Source organism: Streptomyces sp. ISL-87 (assembly GCF_018614095.1).
Lineage (GTDB): Bacteria > Actinomycetota > Actinomycetes > Streptomycetales > Streptomycetaceae > Streptomyces.
Genome location: NZ_JAGGOY010000150.1, coordinates 1 through 10,731, shown reverse-complemented (window position 1 = coordinate 10,731; position 10,731 = coordinate 1). Strand labels below are relative to the sequence as shown.

At 70.2% G+C, this 10,731-nt stretch carries 10 protein-coding genes; 6 read left to right on the top strand and 4 right to left on the bottom strand.

The window, feature by feature from the left end:
• Positions 1-184 precede the first annotated feature (184 nt).
• Both J7I97_RS37580 and J7I97_RS37575 read right to left on the bottom strand, forming a co-directional pair.
• Positions 185-1,342: an alpha/beta hydrolase gene (locus tag J7I97_RS37580; RefSeq protein ID WP_308378387.1), complete on the bottom strand. Its 1,158-nt coding sequence runs from the start codon at positions 1,340-1,342 to the stop codon at positions 185-187.
• Positions 1,343-1,509: 167 nt separating this feature from the next.
• The gene (locus J7I97_RS37575) at positions 1,510-1,833 is read right to left on the bottom strand and encodes a hypothetical protein (RefSeq protein ID WP_214944678.1); all 324 of its coding nucleotides are present in this window, start codon (positions 1,831-1,833) and stop codon (positions 1,510-1,512) included.
• 710 nt (positions 1,834-2,543) lie between these two features.
• Between J7I97_RS37575 and J7I97_RS37570 the strand changes: the two genes are divergently transcribed.
• The 6 genes from J7I97_RS37570 to J7I97_RS37545 all read left to right on the top strand — a co-directional run bounded on the left by J7I97_RS37570 (position 2,544) and on the right by J7I97_RS37545 (position 9,719).
• A complete protein-coding gene (locus J7I97_RS37570) occupies positions 2,544-2,852 on the top strand; it encodes a hypothetical protein (protein WP_008742356.1) in 309 nt (102 codons plus the stop codon).
• A gap of 102 nt (positions 2,853-2,954) precedes the next feature.
• Positions 2,955-3,791 carry a hypothetical protein gene (locus J7I97_RS37565; RefSeq protein ID WP_214944676.1) on the top strand — a complete coding sequence of 279 codons (837 nt, stop codon included), beginning with the start codon at positions 2,955-2,957 and terminating at the stop codon, positions 3,789-3,791.
• Positions 3,781-5,109, top strand: a complete 1,329-nt coding sequence (locus J7I97_RS37560; protein WP_214944674.1) for a hypothetical protein — start codon at positions 3,781-3,783, stop codon at positions 5,107-5,109. Before J7I97_RS37565 ends, J7I97_RS37560 begins: the two co-directional genes overlap by 11 nt.
• Positions 5,106-6,668, top strand: a complete 1,563-nt coding sequence (locus J7I97_RS37555) for an SCO6880 family protein (RefSeq protein WP_214944672.1) — start codon at positions 5,106-5,108, stop codon at positions 6,666-6,668. The genes J7I97_RS37560 and J7I97_RS37555 overlap by 4 nt, the downstream gene beginning before the upstream one ends.
• 19 nt (positions 6,669-6,687) lie before the next feature.
• Positions 6,688-8,106, top strand: a complete 1,419-nt coding sequence (locus J7I97_RS37550; RefSeq protein ID WP_214944670.1) for an ATP-binding protein — start codon at positions 6,688-6,690, stop codon at positions 8,104-8,106.
• A gap of 2 nt (positions 8,107-8,108) precedes the next feature.
• The gene (locus J7I97_RS37545; RefSeq protein WP_214944668.1) at positions 8,109-9,719 is read left to right on the top strand and encodes a type IV secretory system conjugative DNA transfer family protein; all 1,611 of its coding nucleotides are present in this window, start codon (positions 8,109-8,111) and stop codon (positions 9,717-9,719) included.
• Positions 9,720-9,727: 8 nt separating this feature from the next.
• Here the strand turns inward: J7I97_RS37545 and J7I97_RS37540 are convergent, their stop codons facing one another.
• Positions 9,728-10,024, bottom strand: coding sequence for a hypothetical protein (locus J7I97_RS37540; RefSeq protein WP_308366092.1), 297 nt, complete (start codon positions 10,022-10,024; stop codon positions 9,728-9,730).
• A gap of 88 nt (positions 10,025-10,112) precedes the next feature.
• Entirely contained in the window at positions 10,113-10,667 is a 555-nt protein-coding gene (locus J7I97_RS37535; RefSeq protein WP_214944680.1) for a GNAT family N-acetyltransferase, read from the bottom strand.
• Positions 10,668-10,731 lie beyond the last annotated feature (64 nt).

Below are 10,731 nucleotides of genomic sequence, written 5' to 3'. Positions count from 1 at the left end.
CCCGGCCCCCGGCCCCCGGCCAGCCAAGGCCACGCCCCCCAACCCGGGGCAGCGCAGCCCAAGGCCCGGCCCGCCAAGGCCACGCCCTCACATACCCACGGCCCCGCCCAGGGACCGGCCCCGCCCAGGGACCGGCCCCGCCCAGGGACCGGCCCCGCCCAGGACCGGTCACACGCAGGACCGGTCACACCCAGCCCAGAAACTCCCGAACAACGCCGGAGAACCCCACCGGATCCCCCACCCGCACCCCACCCCGCCCCGCCGGCAACTCCACCAACCGCACCCCCGCCCTCCGCACCGTCATCTCCCGCGCGTGCTCCCCCGAAAGCACCCCACCCCGATCCCCCCGCACCAACAGCGTCGGTTTCCGCACCGCCAGCCAGTGCCCCCAGTGGTCCCCGTTCAGCCCCCGCTGCGACTCCACCATGTCCTCCGCCACCACCGCGGCCCCCCACCCATCCGGGTACTCCCGCAGGGCCCCCGCCAGGAGCGGCGCCGAACTCCCCGTCCCCGCCAAGAACGCCTCCGGCGACTCCGCCCGCCGCGGCCACCCCAACGCGAAGGACAGGTCGCCGTCGACCACCGCCCCGACATCCTCGACGATCACCCCCCGCACCAACTCCGGCCGCCGCGCAGCGAGCTGATACGCGGTGACCCCGCCCAGCCCATGCCCCAGGACCACCGCCGGACCCAGCCCCAACCACTCCAGCACCGCGGCCGCGTCCGCCACGTACCCGTCCCGCGTGTACTCCCCGGCCCGGTCGGACTCCCCGTGTCCACGCTGGTCCAGCGCGATCACCCGCCACGCCGGCCCCACCTCCCGCGCCAGCCGCTCGAAGCTCGTCCCGTCCTGGAAATGCCCGTGCAACGCCAGCAGCGGAGCCCCCGGCCCCCCGAAGTCCCTGAATGCCAGCCGCCGACCGCCCTCGCGCTCCACCACCCCCGGCAACGGCCCCAGCTTGTCGATGACGCGCTGCCGCAGCAGCTGGTACTCCTCCCAGCGCCTCGGCAGCCGCCCGCCGGGCCGCTTCCCCATCAGCCGCCCCGGCGTGACCGTCTGCCCGCGCCGGAACTGCTCCCGGGTCATGTCGATCCGTATCCCCCCGGGCAGCACATTCCAGCAGTGGTACCCGTGCTGCTCCCCGTCCAGCCAGACCTCGCCGACCATCAGCTCGCCGCCGACTATGTCCTGGACGACCAAGGACGTGATGTCGCAGTGCCCCCAGGCCGGGTTGTCCGCCGTCCAGGGCGCACGCTCGACGTCATCGGGCGAGCAGGTCTCTGCCGACCATCCTGCCCGGATGGCCGCCTCGATGTCCGCGAGAGTCCAAGGAGTCGTCATGCCCCCCAGCCTGCCGCACCCCACTGACAACGACGCCCACCACGCCCTCCACCCCCACCCCCCTAATACCAGCTGCGTGGGGGCGCGGGCCGTCTCACACGCCCCCGATACCGCGCCCGGCCCGTGCACCAGACACGGCACCAGACGCGGCAACCCAACGCCGAGCGTCAGGGCTTGACCAGAGCCGTCCATCCCTGGTTGCAATGCAGGGCGCCATTGGGCGTGTACGTGCAGGTGTTCTCGTACACATCGCCCGAAGTCGTCAGCACCTTCACGAACACGCGATTGCCCTCGGTCGAGACCGACACACCGCACGCATGCCGCGGGTATCCCGGGTTCGACGCCCTGGTGAGGTCCCTCCACACGTAGGGGCCGGGCGCCTGGCCCGCCAGGGACCGCCGGCCCAGGTAGGTCTTCCCTCTGCTCAGCGCCGCGCTGAACTCCAGGTTGTGCTGCCCCCTGGTCGTGTCGACGTCAGCGCACGGACCCATCGGCCCCTGCTCACCCCGCGGCCCGCGTTCACCCCTCCGCCCCTGCGGCCCGCTGTCACCCCTCGGTCCCCTCGGCCCCCGCGGCCCCGGACAGCTGCGGCTGCTGGACTTGGCCGCAGGCACCTTACGAGCCGACTTCGCATCCGGCCGGGGGCACGAACTGCCCGCCGCGGACGTCACGACCGTGGCCGACCCCTGTACGGCAGCCATCACCGGTGCCGAGACGCCTGTCAGCGCGAGCGCCAGCGGTACTACGAATCCGCCGGCCAGCCACGCACGCCGACCCGCCTTCGTTGCGGAACCCATCCCTGCTCCTTGTGGTCGTCTTACCGAACGGGGTGGAGCATCCCCCGCAAACCAGCACACAGATGGAAAGACTGACGGAATGTCGGACATATATCAGCGGGTCGGCCCAACGACACGCGACCCCGCTGCGCCGAACGGCGGCCCCTCACCCGGACCCCCGTACGCCGAGACGGCGATCATTGCCCGGGGTCACCCTCCGTGATACACAGAGTGACCATACGTTCTTTCGCGTACCCACCACGCGCGCGCAGGTCAGAGCACACGAGTGGGACGCGGCCCGGGAAATCGGGCAAAGAGACCCGTCAAGTCGACATACGAGGGCCATTTCATCAGCGAAGATAGTGAGCGACCCCTGCCGTAGGGCATGGGCTACCGGAACTACCCATACAGGGGCGGTGAGTTACATGATCCTGGCAGCCGAAAAGGGCGACATCACCACCATCATCGGCGGAATCGCCCCGAACTGGGGGCCGTTCGGCAGTCTCGGCAACGAAGCGAAGGTCATGATCGAGGTGGTCATGGCCGTCGCGATCCTCCTCTGCCTCGGCATCGCCATCTGGGGCGCCGCCAAGCAGCGCATCGGCGCGACCGCCCTGCGCGACACGTTCAGCGCGGAACAGGGCAAGGGCCTGATCGTGGCCGGCCTCACGGGCGTCTTCATCATCGGCTCCCTCGGCACCCTCTTCACCATCGTCTACGGAATGGCCGTCTAGCCGGGCCGCCCGCCGGCTCCCGGACTTGATGAGCACTCACCACACCGCGGCTGCGCGGGAACCAGCGCTACCGTCGGACGACGCGGAGGGGGCGGACACGGAATGAGCAACGAGGACCAGTACGGCGGCAGCGGCAGCGGCTACAGCGAGGTCGGCGGCACGGGCCAGACCCGCACCCGCCTCCCGGACTCCCCGTCCGACCCCTACGGCACCTCCCGCCGCACTCCCCGCGCCTCCCGCGGCCTGGTCACGGTGGTCGGCGTGGTGGTCCTCCTGATCGCCGCGATCGCGTTCGCGAACCAGTCCCAGGACTCCTCCGGGAAAACGTCATCGGACAAACCCCCCACCGGCTCCGCCACGGCCGCCACCGGCACCCAACCGGTCACGGCCAAATCCGCCGGCATCCCCCAAGGCTTCGCCCACGACGAACAGGGCGCCCAGTCGGCTGCCGCCAACTACGCGGTGGCGCTCGGCTCTGACGGGATGTTCAAGAAGGACAAGCGGCACGCCATCGTGGACGGGATCTACACAGCGGAAGCGGCAGCCCGCGTGAAGGGCCCGCAAGACGAGGCCTACTCCCCCGCCTTCCTCGCCAGAATGGGGCTGGACGCAAACGGCAATCCCCCGCAGGGCAGCACTTTCGTCACCCGTGCCATTCCGGTCGGCACGCGCATCGAAAGCTACAACCCCGCCAGCGCGAAGATCGCGATCTGGTACACCGGCCTGATCGGGATGTCCGGCGACAAGTCCACCGACCCGGTCCGCACATCCTGGGAAACCTGGACCTTCGAACTGACCTGGGCCAACGGCGACTGGAAGGTCGTCTCCGAAACTCAACAGGACGGCCCCGCCCCGGTTCCCGGCGACGTACCGGCCTCCTCGTCCGATGACATCAGCAAGGCAGTCAAGGAGTTCGGAGGCTTCACCTATGCCCGTTAGCCCCCGGCTTCGCGCGGCAGTCGTCGCCTCCGTCCACCTGGCCGTCGTAGCCGGCGCGTCCTCCGCCTATGCAGCCCCCACGCCCACACCTTCGGGAACGCCTTCGCCACAAGGCAGCGCCGATCCCTGCGCGGCGCTCAGCGGCGCATCCAAGCAGTACTGCGAACTCGGCGACGGTGCAGCCACAGGTGGTTCACCTGGCGCCGGCCTCCCCTCGAACGCGCCGACCGACGCCCTAAACCCCCTAGCCTCCCTAGCCAAAGGCTGCGCCGACGCCGCCGCCTGGATCGTCGGCAAGCTCAGCGAAGCCGTCACCAACACGGCCAACGTCGACTTCACCAACCCCGCCTTCCTCCAGCAATACGCCGTCGTCTTCGCCGCGAGCACCATCCTCACCCTCGTCCTCTGGCTCCTCGCCGTCGCCAAGCGCGCCATCCGCGGCGTCCCCCTCACCACCGCCATGTCCGAAGCCATCGGCTTCCTCTGGCTCACCGTCTTCGCCTCCGCCTTCACCCCCCTCATCCTCTACACCGTCGTCTCCGCCACCGACGGCGTCACCGAAGTCATCGCCTCCGCCACCGGCGGCCAGTCCGACGTCTTCTTCGGCTCCTTCGCCGAGGCCCTCAAAAAGGGCGACGACATCGGCGGCGGCCCGATCATGCTGATCGTCGTCGCCCTCGTCACCGTCCTCGCCGCCGGAGTGCTCTGGCTGGAGCTCGTCATCCGCGCCGCCCTCCTCTACGTCGGCGCCCTCCTCGGCACCGTCGTCTACGCCGGCCTCGTCGACCGCAACATGTGGGGCCACGTCCGCCGCTGGGCGGGCATCATGATCGCCGTCATCCTCGTGAAGCCGGTCATCGTCATAGTCCTCGGCCTCGCCGGCGCCCTGACCGGCGACAAGGGCCCGGGCGCCTTCTCCGCCGTCGTCTCCGGCCTCGCCATCATCCTCCTGGCGATCTTCGCCTCCGCGATGATCTACCGCTTCGTCCCCGGCTTCGGCGACGAAATCGCCTCCGCCCGCGCCGGCCGCAGCAAGGCCACCGACGGCGCCCAGGCCGCCGCCGTCATCAGCTCCCCGGCCTCCCTCGTCTCCCAGGGCATCAAGACGCACAGCAGCCGCGGCGCCCACCGCGGAGGCGGCGGCGACGGCGGCGGCAACAGCGCCTCCCGCCCCGCCAACCCCATCTCCGGAGGCGTGGCCGCGCACAGCAGCCGCCCCACCTCCGGCGGCGGGTCCGGCGGCGGATCTGTCCCCTCCGCCGCACCCCCGCCCCGCACTGGCTCGAGTACGAGGAACACAGGAGGTGACGGGCGTTGACGACCCAGTCCCACCAGCTCCACCCGGTCGCGCCCCGCCGCACGTATCTGATCGGCCGGGCCCGGCCGAACGCGATCGTCGGCAAGAACCGTGAGACCGGCGAGATCGCCCTGATCATCGTCGGCGCGTTCGTCGGCATGATGAGCGGACTGCTGGTCCCCGACCTCACCCTGCGGATCGTCAGCCTCGCCGGCTTCCCCATGCTCGCGCTCGCCGCCGTGTACGTCCCCTACCGCGGCCGTACCTTCTACCGCTGGTTCGAGATCAGCCGCAGCTACAAGCGCACCCTGCGCCGCGGCACCACATACCGCTCGGGCGCCATGGAAGCCGGCATCCGCGGCTCCGACGGCCGCGAGGTCGAGGTCGGCCCGCCCCCCGGCATCGGCCGCATCAACTGGCTCGCCGCACCCTTCGGCCCCGACGAGATCGCCGTCCTCCTCCACGCGGACCGCCGCACCGTCACCGCCGCCATCGAGATCGAAGGCCCCGGCGTCGGCCTGCGCGACAGCGAGGACCAGGAAGCCCTCGTCGACCGCTTCGGCACCCTCCTCAAGCATGTGGCCAACGGCGACGGCTTCGTCACCCGCCTCCAGATGCTGGCCCGCACCCTCCCCGCCGACCCCGACGCCCACGCCAAGGACGTCGCCCAGCGCGGCGACACCAACGCCCCGGGCTGGCTGCGCGACTCCTACGACCAGCTCCAGTCGATGGTGTCCACCTCCTCCGAGCAGCACCGCGCGTACCTCGTCGCCTGTATGCACTACACGCGCGAACTCGCCGCCGAGGCTCACACCATCGCCCGCGCCTCCACCCCCCACAAGGGCCGCAAGCTCGACCGCGACGCCGGCCTCGCCATCGTCATGGCCCGCGAGCTCACCGACATCTGCGCCCGCCTCGCCGAAGCCGACATCCGCGTCCGCCAGCCGCTGGGCCAAGGCCGCCTCTCCTCCCTCGTGCACTCCATGTACGACCCGGACCACCCCATCGACCACATCCAGGCCATGACCAAGCGCAACACCTGGCCGGCCGAACTCGACGCGATGGAACCCACCTACCTCCAGGCCAAAACCCGCGAGTCCTCCACCCGCGCCCCCTGGTGCCACGCCACGGCCTGGGTGAAGGAGTGGCCGATGACCCCCGTCGGCGTCAACTTCCTCGCCCCCCTCCTCGTCCACACCCCCGACGTCATCCGCACAGTCGCCGTCACCATGGACCTGGAGCCCACCGAAGTGGCCATCGAGCGGATGCTCACCGAGAAGACCAACGACGAGGCCGACGCCAGCCGCGCCGCCAAGATGAACCGCACCGTCGACCCCCGGGACATCGCCGCCCACGGCCGGCTCGACCAAAGAGGTGAAGATCTCGCGAGCGGTGCCGCCGGAGTCAACCTGGTCGGGTACATCACGGTGTCTTCACGCTCGCCCGAGGCCCTCGCCCGCGACAAGCGCACCATCCGCGCCTCCGCCGGCAAGTCCTACCTGAAGCTGGAGTGGTGCGACCGCGAGCACCACCGCGCCTTCGTCAACACCTTGCCGTTCGCCACCGGCATCCGACGCTAGCTGGAGGGAAGTGCCGCCCATGCGAGATCCCATGTCCGCTCTGACGGACGCCTTCACCAGCTTCCTGTTCGGCAAGGTCGAAACCACCCGCCTGCCCGTACGCACCTCAACCGGCCAGGCCCAAGCGGTCTACCTCCCGACCGCCGCCCCCGGCCTCGGCGACTCCGGCGTCATCATCGGCCGCGAGGTCTACAGCGGCAAGGGCTACATCTACGACCCCTTCCAGCTCTACGGACAGCAGCTCCCCGCCCCGCACTGGCTGGTCCTCGGCGAGTCCGGCAACGGCAAATCAGCCCTCGAAAAGACCTACGTCCTACGCCAGCTCCGCTTCCGCGACCGCCAGGTCGTCGTCCTGGACGCCCAGGGCGAAGACGGCGTCGGCGAGTGGAACCTGATCGCCCAGCAGCTGGGAATAACCCCCATCCGCCTGGACCCGATCGCCGCCAACGACGACGGAATCCGCCTCAACCCGCTCGACCCGGCGATCACCACGACCGGGCAGCTCGCGCTGCTCCGGACCATCATCGAAGTCGCCATGGGCCACGGCCTCGACGAGCGCGCCGGCTTCGCCCTCAAGGTCGCGCACGCCTACGTCGTCGACACCATCCGGGACCGCCAGCCCGTCCTCACCGACATCGTCGAACAACTCCGCCACCCGGAACCGGAATCAGCGGAATCGATGAACGTCGACATAGACGATGTCCGGGCCTGGGGCCTCGACGTGGCACTGGTCCTCGACCGCCTCGTCGACGGCGACCTGCGCGGCATGTTCGACGGCCCCACCACCGTCGGCATCGACCTCGACGCCCCCCTCATCGTCTTCGACCTCTCCCACATCGACCGCAACTCCATCGCGATGCCGATCCTCATGGCAATCGTCGGCGTCTGGCTGGAACACACCTGGATCCGCCCGGACCGCAAGAAGCGGATCTTCCTGGTCGAAGAGGCCTGGCACATCATCAACAGCCCCTTCGTGGCCCAACTCTTCCAGCGCCTGCTGAAGTTCGGCCGCCGCCTGGGCCTGTCCTTCGTCGCCGTCGTCCACCACCTCTCCGACGTCGTCGACGGCGCGGCCGCCCGCGAAGCCGCCGCCATCCTCAAGATGGCCTCGACCCGCACGATCTACGCCCAGAAAGCGGACGAGGCACGCGCGACGGGCCTCGTCCTCGGCCTCCCACGCTGGGCGGTTGAAATCATCCCGACACTCACCCCCGGCATCGCGGTCTGGGACGTCAACGGCAACGTCCAGGTGGTCAAACACCTGATCACCGAGGCCGAACGCCCCCTCGTCTACACCGACCGCGCGATGACCGAGTCCTCCGCCCACCACCAACTCCCCGACGACCTGCTGGCCGCCGAACTGGAAGCGGAGGAACGAGCCCTGCTCATCGAACGCCACCGCAACGGCGGCCCCGGCTCGGCGACCACGGTGGCGTAACCATGTCCGACCCCAGACGTACGGAACCCCCCGCGCGCCCCGGCGGCATCCCCGACGGACTCCTGGTCGGCCTACTGGCCTTCCTCCTCGGCCTGGCCGTCCTGACCTGGACGGCCACCGGCCTGGCCGCCTGGCTCGCGAAGGGCACCTGGCCGTCCACCGTCACCTTCACCCGCACCCCGGGCGCCATCCGCGCCCTGATAGCGCAGCCCCACGACGTACCCGGCGCCTGGCCCGACACCAACCCCACAGCCCTCTCCGGCTGGGGCCTGTTCTGGGGCCTGTTCATCGGCCAGCTCCTGGTCCTCTTCGTCCTGACCATCTTCACCATGGGCATCATCGCCCGCACCAAGTCCCACCGCGCCCAGCCAAAACCCCCGGCCCCCCACCCAGCCCCGCCAGCATTTGCGCCGCAGCGGTCCAGGGGCGGAGCCCCCAGCAACCCTCACACCGCACCCCAGCCCCACCCAGCCCCGCCGGCGTTTGAGGCGCAGGGGTCTGGGGGCGGAGCCCCCAGCAACTCCCACACAGCAGCCCACCCCGTACCCCAGCCCAACCCAGCTCAGCCACATCCAGCCCCGCCGGCGTTTGAGGCGCGGGGGTCTGGGGGCGGAGCCCCCAGCAGCTCCCCTGCAGCGCACCACACCTACCCGCTGGACCGGGCCTACCGCCACGCCCCCGGCACAGCCACCACCACCCCACCGCCCCGCCTGGCCTACGCCGCCCCCGCCGAACGCCACCACCTCGCCGCGCAGAGCATCGAAACGGCAGAATCCGCAGCGCTCATCGTCACCTCCTCCCCCACCCTCTGGGCGGAGACCAAGGACGCCCGCGCCAAACTGGGCCCGGTCCTCCTCTACGACCCCTCGCACCTGTGCGACACCCCGGCCCGCATGCACTGGAACCCCGCCGAACGCTGCGCCGACCGCGATACCGCCGCCGCCCGCGCCATCGCCCTGCTGGCCCCCGTACGCCCGCAGGCCCGCATGGACGCCGCGGTCGCCCACACCGCCGAAACGCTCCTGCGCAGCTGGCTCCAGGCCGCCGCCCTCGACGACCGGCCATTCAAGCAACTGCACCGCTGGGCCCAGGGCAACAGCGCCCAGGACCCGGTCCGCATCCTCCGCACCCACCCCCACGCCGCCCCCGGCGCGGCCGGCGAGCTGGAGAACGCCCTCACCGCCCACCCCGAACGCCGCGAACTGGCCCAGCACCTCACCGCCCGCGCCCTCTCCTGCCTCAGCTCGATCCACATCCGCGAAGCCTGCAATCCAAACCGAACGGATTCGCTCACGTTGGCTTCATTCCTGACCGAAGGAGGCAGCCTTTACCTGGTGGGTGAGCCCCTCGAAGATCCCCGTACCCACCCGGGTGCGATGCCCCTGCTGACCGCACTCGCCTCCAGCGTGGTCGAGCACGGCCGCCGCATGGCCGCACGGTCATCCCACGGTCGGCTCGACCCACCACTGACGCTGGTCCTCGACGACATCGCCGCGGTCGCCCCGATCCCCCAGCTCCCGGAGCTCCTCCAGGACGAGACGCTCCCCCTCCTCGCGATGTGCCGCAGCCGCGAACAGGCCCGCGCCCGCTGGCCGGAAGCCGACCTCCCCTAGGCCGGGTTTCAGGAAGCGCGGGCGGCCAACCACTCGCTGAGGTCTCTCGCGATGTGGTCGGTGCTGGTCTTGACGACAACGTCGTGTTCGCGGCGGGCGGTGTCTCGGCGGACGATCTCGTATCCACCGTTCGCCAGGACCGCAACCGAAGCGAACCAGGCGGGGTCGTCCTGGTCGGGCTGGATAACGACAAATGTGTTGTCCGTGCCGTTGAGGTCGTCGATCAGCATGAACAGGGCGTCCTCGGACGGGTCGTCAACGTGGTCGCCGTTCTCGCTGTCGGCGCGGTAGTACCTGGCGGCCACTGAACTCTCCCCACACGTGTGCGAATCTTCGTGGTCAACCCACATGAGACGTGGAACGGAACACAGATCTAAAACACGGCCCTAGCTCTTACGGCCTCCGAAACACATACTCCAACTCCTTGGCAGACGGATCCCCCGGCACCGGCACGACATGCCCGCTCGCCTCGAATCCGAACCGCCGATAGAACGCCCCGGCCCGCGCATTGCCGTCGTGCACGAACAGCCGCACACGCTCCAACGCCGGCCCCTCCAACGACCAGGCCCACTCCAACGCCGCCGCGAACAACCCCTCGGTCAGCCCTGTCCCCCGCCACTGCGGCCGGACAAACACGCCCACGAGATGCCCCTGGGTCTGCTCAATTGGCCGTTCGAAGAAATCGACAGTGCCGCTCTCCTCCACCAGCACCGTCACAGACCCGTCCCACGCCCCGTCGCCCGCCTCGGCCACGAACTGCCGGGCGTGCCGCCCGTGGGAAGCCCCTTGAGCCCGGTCCTGCCAGAACTCATCGCTACGCGCCTCGGCCTGCTCCGCGGTGTCCAGGAACGCCACCGGCGCCGCCGGATCGTTCAGCGCGTCGATCCGCAGCTCCTTGACCTTCTCCCACTCGTCCGCACGGACCGGACGTATCACATGCTGATCCATGATCGGGATCCAACCACAGACCACCGCAGACCGCACCAGCAATTGGTCCTGAACGCAGAAAAGC